This is a genomic window from Nonomuraea sp. bgisy101, from assembly GCF_057708945.1.
Map to the genome: position 1 here is coordinate 430,380 of NZ_JBYITD010000005.1, position 18,517 is coordinate 448,896.

An 18,517-nucleotide genomic window follows, 5' to 3' on the forward strand; every position below is an offset into this window, starting at 1 on the left:
CGCCGGGCGATCGGAGGCGGGGGAGAGCCGGTGAGGCTCAGCCCGCGGTGACGGCGAACATCGCCACCGTCGTGCAGCTGCCCCCGATGTTGAGGGTCAGCGCCGTGCGCGCGCCCGGCACCTGGCACTCGCCCGCGCTGCCGCAGACCTGGCGGGCGGCGTCGTGCAGCATGCGCACGCCGGTGGCGCCGACGGGATGGCCGAGCCCGATGAGGCCGCCCGACGGGTTGACAGGGAGGGAACCGTCGAAGGCGATCGTCCCCGACTCGACGGCCCTCCACGACTCGCCGGGCGGGGTGAGGCCGAGGTGGTCGAGCGCGACGTACTCGGTGACGGTGAAACAGTCGTGCGTCTCGATGAGGTCGACGTCCTCGGGACCGCGCAGCCCTGCCCGCTCGTAGGTGTCCAGCGCGGCCCTCCGCAGGTGCGGGAAGAGGTAGGGGCCCGGCGTGGCGAGCTTGTCCTTCAGCAGCATCGGCCCGGTCCTGTGTCCCCAGCCGGAGATGACGGGGCCGGGCCTGCCGTACCGGTCGGAGGCGAGGACGACCGCCGCGGCGCCGTCGGTGATCCGCCCGCAGTCGTACTTGCGCAACCGCCCCTCCACCACGGGGTTGAGGGTGTCGTCCGGCCCGAAACAGCCGTCGGGGAAGGTCCACGACCGGGCCTGGGCGAGCGGGTTGCGCAGGGCGTTGCCATGGTTGATCTCGGCGATCCTGGCGAGATGCTCGTGAGACAGGCCGTGGCGCGCGTCCACCTCGTCGGCGATCTCGGCGAACAGCGCGGGCCACGGGAAGCCGGCCGCCTGCGCCTCCCGCCCTGCCCAGGCCGCGCACCCCAGGTGCTGGGCCGCCTCCTTGGCGCCGACGTTGCGCATCAGCTCCACGCCCACGACCAGCGCCACGTCGTACCGCCCCGCCTCCAGATCGGCCATGGCGGCCAGGACCGCCATCGACCCGGACGCGCACGCGGCCTCGTGCCGGGACGTGGGCAGCATCGCCCACGCAGGATCGAGGGAGGCGACCATGCCGCCCAGGTGGGCCTGCCCGGCGAACAGCTCGCCCGCCAGGTTTCCGACGTGCGCGACCTGCACGTCCTCCGCCGGTACGGCCGCCGCCTCCAGCGCTCCGAGCGACGCCTCGCGCAGCATCTCGAACAGGCCCAGCCCCTCGGCGGCCCAGGAGCGGGCGAAATCGGTCTGGTAGCCGCCCAGGACGCGGATCACAGCTTCAGCTCCCTCTTGAGGATCTTGCCGACCGGATTCCTCGGCAACGCCTCGACGATCTCCAGCCGCTCGGGCAGCTTGTAGGAGGCGATGCCCTTGTCCCTGAGGAAGGCGACGACCGACTCCAGGTCGATCTCGTCCCTCGGGACCACGACCGCGCAGACCTTCTCGCCGAGCACGTCGTCGGGATATCCGGCGACGGCCACCTCGGCGACGGACGGGTGCCCGGCGAGCAGGGACTCAAGCTCGGCGGGGGCGATGTTCATGCCCCCGCGGATGATGATGTCCTTGGCGCGGTCGACGTAGCGCAGGTATCGCCCCTGCTCGCCGGCGATCTCGAACAGGTCGCCGGTCCTGAGGTAGCCGTCCTCGTCGAACGGGTCCGCGGTGGCCGTGCCCGGCAGGTAGCCCGCGAAGACGGTGGGGCCGCTCAGCCGCAGCTCGCCGGGGACGCCGGGCTCGGTGATCTCCGCTCCGTCCGGGGTGACCAGCCTGGTGCGCACCCGGTCGAGCAGCGCGGGCGCGCCCGGCGCACCGGGGCGAGGGAAGAAGCGGGCGCGGTCCTCGGGGTCGGGCATGTGGGCGGGGTCCGACAGCAGGCAGACGCCCTCGTTGGAGCCGAAGAAGTTGATGATCGCGATGCCGTGTTCCTCCTGCCAGCCACGCACCATCGGCGGCGGCAGCGGCGCCGAGCCCGAGCCGATGCGGGTGAGGGATCCGGCGAGCCCGACCTTCCGGTGCAGGAGCATGGTGAGCAGCGCGGGCGGGGCCAGGGTGTAGGTGACGTTCTCCTCGGCGATCTGGGCGAGGTAGGCGGGCAGGTCGAAGGGATGGTGCTGGACGAGCACCGCGCCGACCCGCAGCCACGGCAGGAACACGCCGCCGATCCCGGCCATGTTGACCATCGGGAACGGGTTGAGGATCACGTCCGAGGCGGTGAGCGCGGGCGCCGCCGTGCAGACCGCCTCGACCGCGAGCCAGTCGTAGTGGCAGCGCGGCACGCCCTTCGGGGTGGCCTCGGTGCCGGAGGTCCAGCAGATCGTCACCCGCTCGGCGGGGTCGGCCTCGCGCTCGGGTGCCGCCGCGCCCCGGACGCCCTCCAGGTCGCCGGGCCACGACAGCGTTGGGGTGCCCTCGGGCGCCCTGGACTCCCTGCCGGTGATCAGCAGCCGGGCGCCGGACAGGGGCAGTAACTGGGCCAGCTCGTACTCGCGGTACTGCACGGGAAGGGGCGTGACGGTCGCGCCGAGCCGGACGATCGCGAGGAAGCTCACCGCCAGCTCGACGCTGTTGGGCAGGTGGACGGCCACCACGTCGCCGGGACCGATGCCCCGCGCGTGCAGCACGCCCGCGACCCGCTCCACCTCCGCGCCGAGCTGTCCCCACGTCAGCCGCTTGGCCGGGCCGTCGAGCAGGTCCGCCTTGTTCAGCGGGTCCACGATCGCCGTTGCGCCTGGCCGGGTCGCGACGTGTGTCCTGAGGAGCTTGCCAATCGTGTCACCGGTCCACCAGCCCTCGGCGGTGTAGCGGGCGATCCGGTCCGTGGAATGCGTCATCGCGACTCCCATGGGGTGTGATGGCCGCAACACTACGAAAGCAGAAGTCAGCCCGTCAATGTCCGGATATTGACACCTGACTTCGCCTATCGTAGCTTCCAGCCATGGTCGAAAGTGTCGTGATCGTGGACGAGTCGGGCGAGCCGAACCCGTACCTCCTGGGCGTCTACGCGCCGGTCCAGGACGAGATCACCGCCGACGAGCTGACGGTGATCGGGCGGATCCCCGCTGACCTCAACGGCGTCTACCTCCGCAACGGGCCCAACGCGCGCTTCCCGATGAAGGGGCGCTACCACTGGTTCGACGGCGACGGCATGGTCCACGCCGTGCACTTCGAGAACGGCCGGGCCCGCTACCGCAACCGCTGGGTGCGCACCCGCGCCTTCGAGGCCGAGTCCGCCGCCGGGCGTTCGCTCTGGACCGGTGTCATGGAGAACCCGAAGGACAACCCGTTCGGCAACGCCCGCGGCCTGCCCTTCAAGGACACGGCCAACACCGACGTGATCTTCCACCGCGGCAGGGTGCTGGCCTCCTGGTACCTGTGCGGGACGCCGTACGGCCTGGATCCGCTCTCGTTGGAGACGCTCGGTGCCGACACCCTCCTCGACACGCTCAACGGCGACTTCATGGCCCACCCCAAGGTGGACGAGCGCACCGGCGAGCTGTTCTGGTTCGACTACGGCCCGCGCCCGCCGTACCTGCGCTACGGCGTGGTCGGCCCCGGCGGCACGGTCGAGCACTGCGTGGAGCTCGACCTGCCGGGGGCCCGGCTGCCGCACGACATGGCGATCACCCGGAACCACGCGATCCTCATGGACCTGCCGCTCTACCAGGACCTCGACGCCGCCCGGCAGGGGCGCTACAAGCTGACCTTCAACAGGGAACTGCCCTCCCGCTTCGGCGTGATCCCGCGGCGCGGTCAGGCGCACGAGATCCGCTGGTTCGAGGCCAAGCCCTGCTACATCTACCACGTCGTCAACGCCTGGGAAGAGGACGACGCGATCGTCATGGACGTCTGCCGGGTCTCGCGCCCGGCGCCCGCGGGGAACGGCTCGCCGCTCTCGCGGATGATCTCCTATCTCAAGCTCGACGCGCGGATGTACCGCTACCGCTTCGACCTGCGGACGGGAAGCACCTCCGAGGGATACGTGGACGCCGACCACAACACCGAGTTCCCCTCGATCGACGCGCGCTCGACCGGATACCCCACGCGGTACGCCTACAACGTCTCCGTGGCCGACGCCGCGACCAACCTGTTCGACGGCCTCGTCCGCTACGACAACGTCACCGGCGCCAAGGAGACCTACTTCTACGGCCCAGGCCGCTACGGCAGCGAGGCCCCCTTCGCCCCGCGCGACGGCTCGACCGGCGAGGACGACGGCTACCTGGTCAGCTTCGTCACCGACGAGCGGGAGGGCCGCTCGGAGGTGCAGATCCTGGACGCCTCCAGGATCTCCGACGGGCCGCTCGCCCGCGTGCTGCTGCCCCAGCGGGTGCCGCTCGGCTTCCACGCCACCTGGGTGCGGTCGGAGCAGCTGCGATGAGCGTCTACGTCTACGACTGCGTCCGCACCCCGCGCGGCAAGGCCCGCCCCGGCGGCGGCCTGGCCGACGTCACGCCGCTGGCCATGCTCGAAGGACTGCTGTCCGCCCTGCGCGAGCGCACCGGGGTCGGCGCCGCCGACGACCTGATCGTCGGCTGCGCCACCCAGCACGCCGAGCAGGGCGGCAACCTCGCCCGCACCGCCGCGCTGACCTCCGGCTTCGACACGCCCGGCATGACCGTCAACCGCTACTGCACCTCCGGGATCGACGCCGTGCGCACCGCGGCCGCGCTCGTCGCCTCCGGTGCGAGCCGTACCGTCGTCGCGGGCGGGGTGGAGTCCGTCTCGCGCGTGCCGATGTTCTCCGACCGCGGCCCGCTGTGGTCGCTCCCCGTCGGCTCCATCCACATGGGCGTCGCGGCCGACGCGGTCGCCACCCTCGAGGGCTTCTCGCGCGAGGAGCTCGACCGGTACGGCCTGCGGACCCAGACGCTCGCCGCCTCGGCGTGGGCCGCCGGCCGTTACGACCGCTCCCTCGTCCCGCTGAACGCCCTCGACCGCGACGAGCACGTCAGGCCCGGCCTGACGATCGATTCCTTCGCCGGAATGGAGCCCGCCTTCGCCGGCACCCCCGAACAGGACGCGGTCGTCCTCGAGCACCGGCCCGAGCTCGGCGAGGTCCGCCACCCGCACACCAGAGGCACCTCGCCCAGCCTGTGCGACGCTGCGGGCCTGGTGCTCGTCGGCACCGGCCTCGACCTGGACCCTCTCGCCCGCATCGCAGGCACCGCCACCGCTGTCGGCGACCCGGTCACCATGCTCACCGCCGGACAGCTCGCTGTCGAACGGGTCCTGACCGATGCCGGGCTGTCCGCCGACGACGTCGAGGTCTTCGAGTTCGCCGAGGCGTTCGCCGCGCTCTGCCTGAAGTTCCAGCGTGACCTCGGGGTCGGCGACGACCGGTTCAACGTCAACGGCGGCACCATCGCCATGGGCCATGCCTTCGGCGCCACCGGCGCCCTCCTCATCGCCGCCTGCGTCGACGAACTCCACCGCAGGGGCGCCCGCTACGGCGTGGCCGCGGTCAGCGGCGCCGCCGGCTCCGGATCGGCCGTCCTCCTGGAGCGCGTATGAGCCCTTCGCCGTCGTCTCACCCCGCGCCCGTGCCGTCCCCCGCCCCCATGGTGTCGCCCGCGCCGTCGTTGTGCGTGTCTCTCGGGTTGTGGCAGGACCGGCCCGCGGAGGAGGCCCTGCTGACGGCCGGGGCCGCGGACGAGCTGGGCTACCCGTCGCTGTGGATCGGGGAGATGGCCACCTACGACGCCTTCGCGCTGGCCACCGCCGTCGGCCTGGCCACCACGCGGATCCGACTCACCGTCGGGCCGCTGGCGGTCGCCGTACGGGATCCGATGATGATCGCCATGGGGGTGGCCTCGGTGGCCGGGCTGACCGGGCGGCAGGTCGACGTCGCCGTCGGCACCTCCAGCCCGCTCGTCGTGGAGGGATGGCACGGGCGGTTACGGGCCCGCTCCGCGACGGCGCTGCGGGAGACGGTCGAGGCACTGCGGCCGCTGCTGGACGGCGAGCGCTCCGACTTCGCGGGCTCGTCCGTGGCGAGCAGCGGTTACCGGCTCCGGCTGCCTGCCCCGCGGTCGCGGCTGTCCGTCGCGGCCTTCGGGCCTGCGGCCGTCCGGACCGCGGCCATGGCCGACGGCATGGTGCTCAACCTGGTCACGCCCGCCTCGGCCGAGCGGCTGATCGCCCAGGTGCGTGCCGTGAACCCGGCCACGTCCGTGACCGCCTGGGTCACCGCCGCCGTGAACCCCGACCGCGAGGCCGTCGACCGGATCCGCAGGGCCGTCGTCGGATACCTGCCCGCTCCCGGCTACGGCGAGATGTTCGCCGAGGCGGGATTCGCCGACGTCGTCGCGTTCGCGCGCGCCCGGCCCCATCCCCGGGAGCTGCTGGCCGCCGTGCCCGATGAGCTGGTCGCCGCGGTCGCGTTGCTCGGCGACGCGGACGCGGTCGGCGCGCGGCTGTCCGCGTACGCGGCGGCCGGGGTGGACGAGGTCGCCCTGGTGCCGGTGAGCACGGGCCGCGACCCCGGCGGGGCGGCCACGCTCAAGGCGCTGAGCACGGCCGCGGCCGGCTGATCGGGCCGGGCGCGGCCGCCTCCGCGGAACCGGCCCGGCCTCCGGCGATCCGGCCCGGCCTTTACGGGCCGGCCCGGCGCCGGCGTCAGAGGTGGTCGAGGAGCTCGGGCAGGCGGGAGATCAACCCGGTCGCACCGGCGTCGACGAGCTGTTGCTCGGGGGTCAGCGCCGTGTATCCGAGCACGTCCATGCCCGCCGCACGGGCGGCCCGGACCCCGTTGGGGCTGTCCTCGACCACCAGGCAGTCGTGGACGGCGACGCCGCGCGCCGCCGCCGCGTGCAGGAAGACGTCCGGCGCGGGCTTGCCCACGCCGCCGACGTCCTGCGCGCTGAAGACGGCCCCCGGGGGAAGGAGGTCGCGCAGCCCCGCCCTGTCGAGGGTGAGGTCGATCCAGGCGTGGTCCGACGAGGAGGCCAGGCAGTACGGGATGCCGCGCAGGCGCAGCTCCGCGAGCACCTCGGCCGCGCCCGGCATGGCGGCCACGCCCTCCCGGAAGGCGGCGAAGACGCGCTCGTGGCAACGGGCGGTGAAGTCCTCCGGCAGGCTTCCCCCGTAGCGGTCGGCGATCACCTGGTGGACGTTGCGGCCCGCGTTCCCCAGGAAGTGGTGCAAGGACTCCTCCAGGGTCGTCGGGTACCCCAGCTCGGTGAGATAGCCGGACATCACCCGGTGTGCCGTGGGTTCGCTGTCGACCAGCACGCCGTCGTTGTCGAAGATCACCAACTTAGACGACATTGCGGTAATGGGTGGTGAGGCGCCCTTCGTCGTCGAGGACGTGGAAGGCGAGCGCGGGCGGCTGGTCGAGGTGGACGTGGTCGCGGGGATGGGCGTGGGGCTCCCAGGGCAGCCGGAGGGTGGACACCACACCCGGCGCCACCAGCAGGGGCCGACCGGCGAAGGTGGTCGCCGCCGCCGTATGCGCGTGCCCGGAAAGGAAGGCCACGATGTTGTCGTGGCGGTCGGCGAGCGCTGCCAGCCGTTCGGCGCCGAACTGGCGGATGCCGTCGATGAAGGGGTCCTGCAGCAGGGCCGGCGGGTGATGGAACCCGATCAGCACCGGGACCGTCCTCGGGGTGCCGGCCAGCAGGCGCTCCAGCCAGGTGAGGGTCTCCTCCTCCAGGAAACCCTCGGCCTTGCCCGGCACCGAGGAGTCGCAGAGCGCGACGACGGCGTCGCCGACGCGGCGTGACTGGTCGATCGGCGCGGCCGACGCGGGCCGCCGGAGCAGGTGCTCGCGGAACGCGGCGCGGTCGTCGTGGTTGCCCGGGCACACCAGGACCGGGTGCCGCGAGGTGAACAGCTCCCGGGCGCGTTCGTACTCGGCGGGCAGGCCGTGGTCGGCGACGTCCCCGGTGATCAGGACCGCGTCAAGGTCGTAGGGGAGGTCTTCGAGGTAGCGCATGACGGCCGCGGTGCGTTCGACGCTGCGCTCACCGTCGTCGATGTGGGTGTCGCTGAGGTGCGCGATCACTGTCAAGACGGGCATTCCTTCCAGGCGGTGTCCTCGCCCGGCACGTCGGTGCCCATGGCGTCCCGGGCTGTCGAGCCCAGAGCCTAAGCGGCGACCGGACTACAGATAAGATCCAGTCTTGTGCCACTTTCTTGGGCCAGTTCGGGGATCGACCTGTATCTCCGTGTCGAGGCGGGCGGCGGACGGCGCGCCGGCCTGGAATCCGCCCTGCGCAAGGCCATCCGAGAGGGACGCCTGCCCGCGGGGACCCGGATGCCCTCCACCCGAGGGCTGGCCCGCGAACTCGGCCTCTCCCGCGGCACCGTCACCACCGCCTACGACCAGCTGGTCGAGGAGGGCTACCTGATCACCCGCCCCGGGTCCGCCACCACGGTGGCCGAGCTGCCGGCGCGCGCCCCGGCCGCCCCGCCGCTCGCACCCGCGCCACCACCGCCCCTCCACGACCTGCGCCCCGGCCTGCCTGACATCAGCGCCTTTCCCACTCGCGCCTGGCTCGCCTCCACCCGCCGGATCCTCACCGGCGCCCCGCCGGAGATCTTCGCGTCCGGCGACCCCCAGGGCGGCATCGAGCTACGGCGTGCGCTCGCCGACCACCTCGGCCGCACGCGCGGCGTCATCGCCTCGCCCGACCACATCGTGATCACCTCCGGCCACTACCAGAGCGTGACCTTGCTCGGCGCCGTGCTGGCCGCGCGCCACGCCACGACGGCGGCCGTCGAGGACCCCGGCCACAACCACTTCAGGAAAGTCGTCCAGCGCGCCGGGCTCACCACCGTCCCCCTGCCGGTCGACGCCCACGGCGCCCGCGTCGACGCGCTGGTGCCGGGCACCGCGGCGGTGTTCCTCACCCCGGCCCACCACTACCCGACCGGCGTCCCGCTCCACTCCAGCCGCCGCCAGGCGCTCTACGCGTGGGCCCGCGACACCGGTGGCCTTCTGGTCGAGGACGACTACGACGGCGAGTTCCGCTACGACCGCCAGCCCGTCGGCGCGCTCCAAGGACTGGCGCCCGACCACACCGTCTACTGCGGCACCGCCTCCAAGACCCTCGGGCCCGCGCTCCGGCTGGCCTGGATGGTGCTGCCACCGGCCCTCCTGCAGGAGGTCGTGCTGGCCAAGCAGGAAGCCGACCAGTACACCGAGACCCTCAACCAGCTGGTGCTGGCCGACCTGATCGCCACCTACGCGTACGACCGCCACATCCGCGCCGCCCGCCTGCGCTACGCCCGCCGCCGCGCGCTCCTGCTCGACCGCGTCGCCGCGATCCCGGGACTCGCCGCCCACGGCGTTCCTGCGGGGCTCCACACTCTCGTCACCATCCCGGACGACGGCCCGAGCGAGCGGGAACTCCTGGACCACTGCGCCGCCCGCGGACTCGCGCTCCGCGGCCTCACCGAGCTCCACCACGACGCCGCCGACTCCCCGCAAGGTCTGCTGATCGGCTTCGCGGCACCGTCCGAACGCGCCTATCCTGCCGCCCTCGACGCCCTGTCCGCGGCCCTGTCCTCCGTCCGATTCCCGTAGCGTTCCGGCGCGAAGTGGCCGCCTCTACAGGTACTGCCCGGCGCCGGCGCTGTCCGACGTGGACACCCGTACCAACACCACGTTGGCCAGGTTGACGACCACGCCGTTCGTCTCGGTCTCGTGGTCGTAGCCCGCCTGGGTCAACACCAGGCTGCGCCGTTCGTCCAGGGCGCTGGCGATCGCCTCCACCGCCTGCCGCTCTCCGTCGAAATCTCCGGTGACCATGGAGATGTCCTCGCCGCTGAGCGAGTGCAGTCGGATGATCAGTACGTTGTCAGGCACGATCGGCTCCTTTCGCCAGAGCCGGCTTCCGGCAGGACGGCAACGATACGCACTTGGCTCGAATCTACTCCGATAAATGATATTCGACGATAATTTGGACTTATATTGAAATATTGGCTTTATCTTTCCTGAAGCACGCGCGGTATCTCACCTGCGCGCCACCGCATGGCGCGCGTCTTCATGCCCGGCCTTCACGAGGTCCCTGCCGAGCAGGGTAAGAGTGTGCAAAGGGCTGCCGGGATCGGCGTGAAGGGTGATCAGTTGCTGGCCTGGCGCGCTGTTGACGTTGAAAGTCTCGTACGTGACGGTCAGGTCTCCGGCCACGCGGTGGCGCAGGAGTATGACCTTGTGCGGTACGCGGGACACGTCGTGGCCGGCCCACAACCGGCGGAAGTCGGCGCTCCTGAGGGACAGCTCGCCGACCAGGTCGGCCAGGTGGGGGTCGTCCAGGTCCGCCCCCGCCTCGGCGCGCACGTGCCCGACATGGGCGCGGGCGACCTGCTCCCACTCGCGGAAGAACTCGTGCGCCCCCGGATCCAGGAAGATCATGCGCAGCAGGTTGCCTGCGTGGTCCAGCCCCTCGTGGAGGGCGGTGGCCGGCGGGTTCGCCGCCAGCACGTCCAGCCGCCGGTTCGTCACCAGGGCCGGCGTGTACGGCCAGCTGTTCATCATGCGCAGCAGGTCCGGGCTGACCTGCTCCGGCAGGCTGATCGTTGCCCGGCGACGTGGTCTGGGATGGGCGAGTTCGTGCAGGTGCTCTTCGGCGTCGAGGTCAAGGGCGAGTGCCTGGACCAGTCCCTCGAGCACCCGTTCGGACGGGTGGCGTTCGCGTCCCTGTTCGAGACGGACGTAGTAGTCCGTGCTGACCCCGGCGAACATCGCCACCTCTTCGCGGCGCAGTCCAGGGGTTCGGCGGGGACCGGCGTGCGGCAGCCCCACCTGCTCGGGGGTGGTGACCTCGCGCCGAGCGCGAAGGAACTCACCCAGAGAGTTGTCGCTGACCATTTCATTCACCGAATGTGTTGTTCATCACTTTTCGGTGGCAACCAGGCGGCTGTGTGGCGTATTCCTGGTTCGCGATAAACGCTTCGGCATTTCCCGTCCATGGGGGTGAGGGGGAGGGCCGCCCCTGGGAGCGGGACTCCTCCCATGCCTTTCCGTATCCCTCCTAGCGTGATGTCCGCAGGCGCCGTGTCGGTGCACGCGATACCGATGTCGGCGTTCCGTCAGCCCGGGCCCATCGCCCAGGGCGCGACCGACAGGACATGGAGTGATCTGTCATGATCAAGTTCAGGAACGCTCTAGCGGTTGGAACGATGACGGCCTTCGCCCTTGTGGCGCCCGCGGCCGCGGTGGCCCCGTCCGCCGGCGCGGACACCGTTGCCGGAACGTCGTCCATCGTGTCCGCTGTCACCGTCCAGCTGGATGGCGGCGGTGGCAGCGCCAACGGGGCCGCCACCGGGGCCGCCAACGGGGCCGCCAACGGAGGGGGCGGCGCCAGGAGACGCTGAGCGGCGGGGGCGGCGGAAACACCTCCGCCGCCTGCCCTGCCCGCCTGGCGGCCGGGGGGCGACGTCCTCCGCTCAGACGAAGCGCTTGACGAAGGCCAGGGCGGTGTCGCAGACCTCGCGCCAGCCGCTGTCGATGGTCAGCGAGTGCCCGCGCCCCGCCATCTCCGTGATCTCGGTGACCGCGTGCTCGTTGCGCGCCTGCTTCTTGTAGGAGGCGTTGGTGATGGCCCACGGGACCGTGTGGTCCTTCTCGCCCGAGATGAGGAGCAGCGGGCCGCGTCCTGGACCGGTGCTGTCGACCTTGGTCTCGCTCCACGGGTTGAAGTTGGCCACCGCGGCCTGGAACAGCGGAGCGCCCGGGGCGGGGACCGAGAAGGTCGCGTACAGCTGCTCGGCCTCCTCCTCGGTGACGGCGTTGGCGAAGGCGTAGCGGAACTGGTCGTAGGTGAGCGGGACGGCACGGTGGATGTTGGCCGGGTTCGTCAGCACCGGCGCGGCGGCACGCAGGGAGGACACCGGCAGCGGCAGCACGCCCTGGAAAGGGGCGGGGTCGATCGCTACCGAGGCGCAGGACAGGCCGCGACCGGCGAGGATCTGGGTGAGCAGGCCGCCGAAGGAGTGGCCGATGACGGCGGGCCTGTGCTCCAGCTTGGAGATCAGCCCTTCGAAGTGGTCGGCGACCTGCCCGACGGTCTTGTGGGCGAACGCCTCAGGGTGGGCCCTGGCCTCGGCCACCGTCTCGGGGTCGTCGGGCCAGCCGGGCGTCACCGGGGCGAAACCCGCCTCGGAGAAGACGGCGGCCCAGCGGTCCCAGCTGCTGGGCAGCAGCCACAGGCCGTGGACGAAGACGACAGGGATCCTGCCGGAGGCGTTGGCCTGCTCGATCTGCTGAATGTCATGCTCGGCGGACATGGTGGGGACTCCTTGCGACGGGTGGCCCCAGCCAACCCGAGCGCGCGCCTCGCGGCATCGCGTGAATGAGCCAACTAGTGGCCCGCCGCGGCGCGGATCATGTCCGCCACGGCGGCGGGCAGGGACAGCGGTACGGCGTGCGAGCCGTCCAGGTGGTGTTCGACGGCCGCCATGCGCTGGGCCATGAAGTGCTGGGCGCGGGGGTTCAGCGCCCGGTCGGCGTGGGCGATGGCGTACCAGGTGGGCAGCGACGCCCAGGAGGGCCGCCCCGACCTGCCCTCCAGCGCGCCGCGGGCGATCGGGCGCTGTGCGGCCGACATGACGGCGGTCACGTGGGGCGGCAGGTCGGCGGCCAGCACCTCGCGGAAGCGATCGTCGCGGACGTACAGCTCGCCTTCCGCGCGGACCGTCGCGGCCGCGATCGGCATGGGGGCGAAGCGGTGCACCAGGTCCCTGACGCTTTCCCCTGAGTCCAGGCCGAAGGCCGCCACGAAGCCCAGGGCGACGACGTTGCCGGCGTCCACGTTGGTGATGACCGCGCCGCCGTAGCAGTGGCCCACCAGGACGACGGGCCCGTCGATCGCGCGTACCACGCCGGAGATGTGCGCGGCGTCCCCGGCCAGGTCGCGCAGCGGGTTGGCCGGGGCACGCACGGTGAACCCGGCCGCCTGAAGCTCGCCGATGACCGCGGCCCAGCTCGACGCGTCGGTGAAAGCGCCGTGCACGAGCACGATCGTCGGCCGGATGGGTTCGCTCATGTCGCCTCCCGGGAGATACCGCCTCCAGCGAACCCGACTGCCGGGCCATGGGCATCGCACGAACGTCCCACATCCGGTCGTCAGTCCTCGGGGTGGCTCATGGCGATGTGGGTGAGCTGCACCCGTGAGTTGACGGCCAGCTTGCGGTAGACGGAGGTGAGGTGGGTGTTGATCGTGTGGGGGGAGACGACGAGCCGGCCGGCGGCGGAGCGGTTGGTGTGACCCGCGGCGATGAGGCGGGCGACCTTCTTCTCTGTGGCGGTAAGCGCCTGCCAACCCTGCACCGGCCGTACCGTGCGGGTCGAGCCCGTCTCCAGGTGGGCGCGGACGCGGGCCGCCTCGCCGTGGGCGCCGAGGTCGGTGAACGTGTCGTGGGCCTCGTTCAGCGGGCTGAGCGCCTCGCCACCGCGCCCGCGCGCCATCAGCGCCAGCCCCAGGTCGGCGGCGATGTCGGCGCGGACGAGTGGGCGGGGGCTTGACCGTGCCAGCTCGTGCGCGCCCGCCAGCAGGTCGAGGTCGTCGCCGACGAGCCCGGCGACCTGTGCGGCGATGGCGTGAACTGTCGGGACACCGGGGTTGAGCGCGGCGTGGGCGTCCGCCTGGGCGGCCAGGCTCCCTGCCAGGTCCTGGTCCCCGTCGCGCAGCGCCAGCCGTACCGCGGGGGCGATCCACGTGCGCAGCAGCCGCCAGCGGGTGAACGGTCCCTCGACGTCGCGCAGCCTGCTCGCGGTCCGGCCGATGATCGCCTCGGCGAAGGCGACGGCCGCCTGGTTGCCCCGATCCGGCTTGTCGGCGAGTGCCTGGCGGGCCGCCTCCAGACATACCCCGGCCTCGTCGGGCTCGCCGCGCAGGCACGCGATCCAGCAGCGGATCACGTGCGCGTTCACCTGGTGGACGGACTCGCCGACGTTCCGCTCCAGGTGTTGCATGGTCAGCAGTTCGGCCTCGGCGTCGTCCAGCCTGCCCAGGCCCAGATGATGGTTGGCCTGCGCCCATCGGAGCATCCCTGGACGGGGAGCCTCCTGCTCCGCCTCCAGTACGGCCAGCAGCCGCTCGGCGGCGGCATAGTCGTCGAGATGCTGGTGGGCGATGACCTCTTCGGCGGTGTAGGCCTCGTCGACCAGCCGCAGGGCGGTGAAGTGGGACAGGGCGGCGCCGCCGCGACCGGCGTTGAGCTCGATCTCGCCGAGCGCGAGCAGGCTCGTCACACGCGCCTGGCGGTCGCCTGTCTCGACGGTCTGGGCCAGCGCGGCACAGCCCGCCTCGCGTGCGGGTTCAAGGTCGGGATCCCGCGACATCGCCAGCGCGCGCAGGGCCGCCAGCCGCGCCTGGACGTGTGGGCCGCCACCGCCCGCGTCAAGGCCGCTCTCGGCGCGGTGCCGCAGCTCCTGGGCCAGGCTCAGGTTCCACAGCGGGTCGCCCAGCGCGGCCTGCAGCCGCCCGAAGACGTCCAACGACGGTCGGAGGGCCAGCAGTTCTTGACCGGTCCGCACGGCTTGCCGGTTGCGGCCGGCCCTGGTCAGATGGACGATGGCCTGCTCGCCCACCTCGAAACGCAGCGGAGAGGCGACGGGCGCCAGCTCGAGAGCGCGGATCGCCAGGTCGGCGGCCAGCGCGGGGGCGATCGGCAGCACGTCGTGGGCGGCCCTGCCCAGCAACGCGATCGCCTGCTCGTCCCCTGGCACGGCGCCGATGAGGATGTGCGGGGCGGCGTCCATGGGGCTGCGGCCCGTGGTGACCAGGTGCGCGGCCGCTTCGCGGTGCAGCGCCTTGCGGGCGGAGGGCGGCACGTCGGCATAGATGGCCTGGCGGAGCAGGTCGTGGCGGAACGACAGGTGATCACCGTCGTCTTCCAGCAGGCCGCCGCGGACCGCCGACTCCAGGTCGGCCAGCAGGGTGACGGGTGGTCGGCCGAGGAGCGCGGCGGCGTCGGCGAGGGTGAACCTCCGGCCCAGGACCGCTCCGGTCTGCAGGAAGCGCAGCGTGGAGGTGGGGAGCGAGCCGAGCCTGCCGCGCACGCCGGGGACCAGCCGGGAGGCTGGATCGGCGGAGGCCACCCCCGCAAGCATCTCCACCGCCAGGAACGGGTTGCCGCCCGCGCCCTCCAGCAGCTCCTTGACCCGGTCGTCGGCCTCCTCTCCCAGCGCGTCGCGGGCCAGCTGGTCCATCGCCGTCCCCGACAGCGGGCCCAGCCGCACGGTCCGCGCCGGCAGGTCGCGCGCCGCCGCGAGGGCGATCTCCTCCGCCGCGCCACCGTGGTCGTCACGGCTGGTCAGCAGCCACAGCACCGGCGAGGTCCGCAGCCTGACGGGAAGCAGCCCGAGCGCGAACCGGCTGAGCGGGTCGGCCCAGTGCACGTCGTCCAGCGCGATCAGGACCGGTTCGTCCACGGCTCTCGCCTCGATCGCTCCCGCGAGCTGCTCCACCAGCCAGATGCGCTGGTCATGACGGTGAGACAGCCGGGCGAAGGCGTCGCAGGACATCAGCGGGCGCTCGCCGTGACGCAGGCAGGCCACCAGCGACGCGAGGGGCGCGATCTGGTCGAGCTCGTCGGCGCGGCCGAGACCGACCGAGAATCCCGCCGCCCTCGCACGCGTGATCGCCTCGTCGAGCAGCGCCGTCTTGCCGATCCCCGGCTCGCCGCGCAGCACCCCCAGCGCGCTCGTCCCCGCCTGCCGTACCCCCTCCACCAGGCCGTCCAACCGCCCGATCTCGATCTCGCGTCCACGCAACCCCTGACGGCTGAGCACCTCAGCCACCGCTCTCATCCCCACAGCCGGTAAGGATGCCCCACCCCAGGTGCTCATCGAATCCCGGAAACACCGTAGTAATTCGACCAATCGTGAACTTCGATACCTTTATCCCCATGATCCTGCACGACAGGCAGGCCGAGCGTGTGGAGCTCGAACGCCTGGTCAACGGCGCGCGAGACGGCCTGAGCGGGGCTCTGGTGCTCCGTGGTGCGGCCGGAATCGGGAAGACCGCCCTGCTGGATCACACGGTCGAGGCGGCGGCGGACCTGCAGATCACCGTCGTGGCCGGAGTCGAGGCGGAGCAGGAGCTGGGTTTCGCGGCGCTGCACCGCCTGCTGCTGCCGTTCCTGGGCGAGCTCGGCGGGTTGCCCGCTCCGCAGCGCCACGCGCTGGAGACCGCCTTCGGGATGCTCGCCGCACCCGCGCCGGACCGGTTCCTGGTGGGGCTGGCGGCTCTGACGTTGCTGGCAGGAGCCGCGGCCGAACGCCCGCTGCTCGCCGTGTGCGACGACGCCCAGTGGGTGGACCGCGAATCCCTGGAGGTTCTCGCCTTCGTCGGGCGCAGGCTCCATGCCGAAAGGATCGTCCTGCTGTTCGGCGTGCGCGACGACGACACCGTCCTCGCGTCGCTGTCCGGCCTGGCGGAGCTGCACGTCGGCGGGCTGCCCGAGCGCGACGCCCTGGCCCTGCTCACCGCGACGATCGACGGCGACCTCGACCGCGTCGTCGCCGCCCGGATCGTCGCCGAGACCGGGGGCAACCCGCTGGCCGTCCGCGAGTTCGCGCGCGGCATCACCGCAGGCGACCAGCTGCCCTTCGGCGGGCCGCGGCAGCTGAGCCACAGGCTGGAGGCCAGGTTCCTGAGCCAGGTCAGGGACCTGGGCTCGCTCACCCAGACGGTCCTGCTCGTCGCCGCCGCCGACGCGACCGGAGACCAGCACCTGGTACGGCAGGCCGTGACGTTGCTGGTGCCGGGCTCGGAAGACGCGGTGGACGCCGCCGTGGAGGAGGCGGAGCGCAGCGAACACCTGTACGGCGGGCTGCGCTTCCGTCACCCGTTGATCCGCTCCGCCGTGTACGGCGGCGCCACCCGCGCGCAACGCCGCCGCGTGCACGCCGCCCTCGCCGCGGTCACCGACCCGGCGACCGATGCCGACCAGCGGGCCTGGCATCTGGCCTCGGCGGCGGAAGGCCCCGACGAACGGGTCGCCGCCGAGCTGGAGGCCAGTGCCGTACGCGCCCGCGAACGCGGCGGCTGCCTGGCCCAGGCCGCCCTGCTGCACCGGGCCGCCGAGCTCACGGCGATCGGGCCGCGCCGCAACGCCCGGCTGCTGGCCGCCTGCGGAGCGGCGCTCACGGCGGGCGCTCCGCACCGGGCCGAGGAACTCCTGGACTGTCTCACCGCGGACCTGGGCGTGCCGGCCCTCGACGCGCAGGCCATGCGGCTTCGCGGGCTGCTCAGCGTCATGCTCGGCAGGGACGGCGCGGTCGGGCTGCTGCTCGACGCGGCGCGGATCCTCACGAAGATCGACGTGGAGGCGGCCAGGGACACGCTGCTGGAGGCGCTGGACGCCTCGATCGTCGTGGCGGGGAGCGAGGAGGGCGCGAGCACGCTGCGCGTCGCGCAGGCCGCGCTCGAACTGCCGCGCGTGTCGTCGGAGCCGGCGGTGGCCGACCGGCTCCTCGCCGCGCAAGCCACGCAGGTCGCCGTCGGCTACGTTCCGGCGGTCCCGAGGCTGAGTGAGGCGCTCGCCGCCATGCGGGCCGATGCCGCCGAGGACGGCGACGCGGCCCACTGGTCGCTGCTCTGCATGATCACCGCGTTGGACCTGTGGGACGGCGTCGCGCTCGGCGCGTGCGCGCAGGACTACGCGGCGTCGGCACGCAGGAACGGGGCGCTGCGGGCGCTGCTGAGCGCCCTTCACGGGCTCGCGACGTGGGAGCTGCCACGCGGGCACTTCGCCGCGGCGGAAGCCCACTTCGAGGAGTACGTGGAGGTCGCCAAGGCGATCGGGACCTTTCCGCACTTCGCCCGGCCTCGCCATGTCATGCTGCACGCCCTGCGGGGCGAGGAGGCGGAGACGATGGCCGCCGTCGCCGAACAGATCGGCCCTGGCGGTGATCGCCGAGGCGGGCTCTCCGTGCAGCTCGCCCGTACCGCGCTGACCGTGCTGCACCTGGGGTACGGCCGCTACGCCGAAGCGCAGGCCGCCGGTGATGTGATCTACGAGGAGAACCCGCCGCACTACGGCTCGCTCGTGCTGCCTGACCTCGTGGAGGCGGCCGTGCGCAACAACGACGTCGCCATGGCGGAGCGGGCGCTCGCCCGGCTGGCCGAGCGCGCCACCGCGAGCGGCACGCCCTGGGCGCTGGGGTTGCTGGCTCGCAGCAGGGCGCTCCTGACCGACGACGAGGCGCTGTATCTGGAGGCGATCGAGCGGCTGGGATCCGCGTCGCTGACCACGGAGCTGGCGCGGGCGCGGCTGCTGTACGGGGAATGGCTGCGACGAAGGCGCCGCAGGTCGGACGCCTGTGACCAGTTGAGAATCGCCTACGACCTGTTCGCGACCATGGGAGCGACGGCCTTCGCCGAACGTACCCGGCTGGAGCTCCGGGCCGGCGGCGAGCGCGCCCGCGCACGCGCGGTCTCCTCCAGCCACGACCTCACCCCGCAGGAGATCCGTATCGCCCGGCTCGCCGCAGGCGGCGCCACCAACCAGGAGATCGCCACAGCCTTGTTCATCAGCGCGAACACGGTGGAGTACCACCTGCGCAAGGTGTTCAGGAAGCTCGCGATCCGCTCGCGCAGGCAGCTGGGCAGGGCGCTGCCC

At 72.4% G+C, this 18,517-nt stretch carries 15 protein-coding genes; 6 read left to right on the forward strand and 9 right to left on the reverse strand.

Going from position 1 to position 18,517, the window contains the following annotated elements:
- Positions 1 to 37: 37 nt before the first annotated feature.
- Both AC3EO4_RS12760 and AC3EO4_RS12765 read right to left on the reverse strand, forming a co-directional pair.
- A complete protein-coding gene (locus AC3EO4_RS12760) occupies positions 38 to 1,222 on the reverse strand; it encodes an acetyl-CoA acetyltransferase (protein WP_379567971.1) in 1,185 nt (394 codons plus the stop codon).
- On the reverse strand, positions 1,219 to 2,778 hold the full coding sequence (locus tag AC3EO4_RS12765; RefSeq protein ID WP_379567968.1) for a class I adenylate-forming enzyme family protein: 1,560 nt from the start codon (positions 2,776 to 2,778) through the stop codon (positions 1,219 to 1,221). The genes AC3EO4_RS12760 and AC3EO4_RS12765 overlap by 4 nt, the downstream gene beginning before the upstream one ends.
- Positions 2,779 to 2,882: 104 nt before the next feature.
- On the opposite strand from AC3EO4_RS12765, the gene AC3EO4_RS12770 reads away from it, so the two are divergent.
- From AC3EO4_RS12770 to AC3EO4_RS12780, 3 genes are read left to right on the forward strand one after another with little or no spacing between them, the layout of a single operon-like run.
- The gene (locus AC3EO4_RS12770) at positions 2,883 to 4,322 is read left to right on the forward strand and encodes a carotenoid oxygenase family protein (protein ID WP_379567966.1); all 1,440 of its coding nucleotides are present in this window, start codon (positions 2,883 to 2,885) and stop codon (positions 4,320 to 4,322) included.
- Positions 4,319 to 5,455, forward strand: a complete 1,137-nt coding sequence (locus AC3EO4_RS12775) for an acetyl-CoA C-acyltransferase (RefSeq protein WP_431895545.1) — start codon at positions 4,319 to 4,321, stop codon at positions 5,453 to 5,455. Before AC3EO4_RS12770 ends, AC3EO4_RS12775 begins: the two co-directional genes overlap by 4 nt.
- Positions 5,452 to 6,474, forward strand: coding sequence for an LLM class F420-dependent oxidoreductase (locus tag AC3EO4_RS12780; protein ID WP_379567962.1), 1,023 nt, complete (start codon positions 5,452 to 5,454; stop codon positions 6,472 to 6,474). Before AC3EO4_RS12775 ends, AC3EO4_RS12780 begins: the two co-directional genes overlap by 4 nt.
- 85 nt (positions 6,475 to 6,559) lie before the next feature.
- Here the strand turns inward: AC3EO4_RS12780 and AC3EO4_RS12785 are convergent, their stop codons facing one another.
- Positions 6,560 to 7,210, reverse strand: coding sequence for an HAD family hydrolase (locus AC3EO4_RS12785; RefSeq protein WP_379567960.1), 651 nt, complete (start codon positions 7,208 to 7,210; stop codon positions 6,560 to 6,562).
- Positions 7,200 to 7,946 carry a metallophosphoesterase gene (locus AC3EO4_RS12790; protein ID WP_379569161.1) on the reverse strand — a complete coding sequence of 249 codons (747 nt, stop codon included), beginning with the start codon at positions 7,944 to 7,946 and terminating at the stop codon, positions 7,200 to 7,202. The genes AC3EO4_RS12785 and AC3EO4_RS12790 overlap by 11 nt, the downstream gene beginning before the upstream one ends.
- A 120-nt stretch (positions 7,947 to 8,066) precedes the next feature.
- On the opposite strand from AC3EO4_RS12790, the gene pdxR reads away from it, so the two are divergent.
- Positions 8,067 to 9,470, forward strand: a complete 1,404-nt coding sequence (pdxR, locus tag AC3EO4_RS12795; RefSeq protein WP_379567958.1) for a MocR-like pyridoxine biosynthesis transcription factor PdxR — start codon at positions 8,067 to 8,069, stop codon at positions 9,468 to 9,470.
- A gap of 24 nt (positions 9,471 to 9,494) precedes the next feature.
- Here pdxR and AC3EO4_RS12800 read toward each other — a convergent pair whose 3' ends face one another.
- Positions 9,495 to 9,752 carry a hypothetical protein gene (locus AC3EO4_RS12800; protein WP_379567956.1) on the reverse strand — a complete coding sequence of 86 codons (258 nt, stop codon included), beginning with the start codon at positions 9,750 to 9,752 and terminating at the stop codon, positions 9,495 to 9,497.
- Between the two features lie 147 nt (positions 9,753 to 9,899).
- Positions 9,900 to 10,757: a helix-turn-helix transcriptional regulator gene (locus AC3EO4_RS12805; protein WP_431895573.1), complete on the reverse strand. Its 858-nt coding sequence runs from the start codon at positions 10,755 to 10,757 to the stop codon at positions 9,900 to 9,902.
- A 275-nt stretch (positions 10,758 to 11,032) separates the two neighbouring features.
- Between AC3EO4_RS12805 and AC3EO4_RS12810 the strand changes: the two genes are divergently transcribed.
- Complete coding sequence (locus tag AC3EO4_RS12810; protein ID WP_379567954.1) at positions 11,033 to 11,263, forward strand: hypothetical protein; 231 nt, start codon at positions 11,033 to 11,035, stop codon at positions 11,261 to 11,263.
- A gap of 72 nt (positions 11,264 to 11,335) precedes the next feature.
- Here AC3EO4_RS12810 and AC3EO4_RS12815 read toward each other — a convergent pair whose 3' ends face one another.
- The 3 genes from AC3EO4_RS12815 to AC3EO4_RS12825 form a co-directional block, all read right to left on the reverse strand.
- Positions 11,336 to 12,175: an alpha/beta hydrolase gene (locus tag AC3EO4_RS12815; protein WP_431895549.1), complete on the reverse strand. Its 840-nt coding sequence runs from the start codon at positions 12,173 to 12,175 to the stop codon at positions 11,336 to 11,338.
- Between the two features lie 74 nt (positions 12,176 to 12,249).
- Positions 12,250 to 12,933 carry an alpha/beta fold hydrolase gene (locus tag AC3EO4_RS12820; protein WP_431895551.1) on the reverse strand — a complete coding sequence of 228 codons (684 nt, stop codon included), beginning with the start codon at positions 12,931 to 12,933 and terminating at the stop codon, positions 12,250 to 12,252.
- 80 nt (positions 12,934 to 13,013) lie between these two features.
- On the reverse strand, positions 13,014 to 15,692 hold the full coding sequence (locus tag AC3EO4_RS12825; RefSeq protein ID WP_431895553.1) for a helix-turn-helix transcriptional regulator: 2,679 nt from the start codon (positions 15,690 to 15,692) through the stop codon (positions 13,014 to 13,016).
- A 107-nt stretch (positions 15,693 to 15,799) separates the two neighbouring features.
- Between AC3EO4_RS12825 and AC3EO4_RS12830 the strand changes: the two genes are divergently transcribed.
- Positions 15,800 to 18,517, forward strand: a 2,718-nt coding sequence (locus AC3EO4_RS12830) for a helix-turn-helix transcriptional regulator (RefSeq protein WP_431895555.1), incomplete at its 3' end; no start/stop codon positions are given.

Coding starts and splice junctions, on each gene's coding strand:
- AC3EO4_RS12765 (WP_379567968.1), bottom strand. CDS start 2,778: ATGACGCATTCCACGGACCGGATCGCCCGCTACACCGCCGAGGGCTGG.
- AC3EO4_RS12770 (WP_379567966.1), top strand. CDS start 2,883: ATGGTCGAAAGTGTCGTGATCGTGGACGAGTCGGGCGAGCCGAACCCG.
- AC3EO4_RS12775 (WP_431895545.1), top strand. CDS start 4,319: ATGAGCGTCTACGTCTACGACTGCGTCCGCACCCCGCGCGGCAAGGCC.
- AC3EO4_RS12780 (WP_379567962.1), top strand. CDS start 5,452: ATGAGCCCTTCGCCGTCGTCTCACCCCGCGCCCGTGCCGTCCCCCGCC.
- AC3EO4_RS12785 (WP_379567960.1), bottom strand. CDS start 7,210: ATGTCGTCTAAGTTGGTGATCTTCGACAACGACGGCGTGCTGGTCGAC.
- AC3EO4_RS12805 (WP_431895573.1), bottom strand. CDS start 10,757: ATGGTCAGCGACAACTCTCTGGGTGAGTTCCTTCGCGCTCGGCGCGAG.
- AC3EO4_RS12810 (WP_379567954.1), top strand. CDS start 11,033: ATGATCAAGTTCAGGAACGCTCTAGCGGTTGGAACGATGACGGCCTTC.
- AC3EO4_RS12815 (WP_431895549.1), bottom strand. CDS start 12,175: ATGTCCGCCGAGCATGACATTCAGCAGATCGAGCAGGCCAACGCCTCC.
- AC3EO4_RS12820 (WP_431895551.1), bottom strand. CDS start 12,933: ATGAGCGAACCCATCCGGCCGACGATCGTGCTCGTGCACGGCGCTTTC.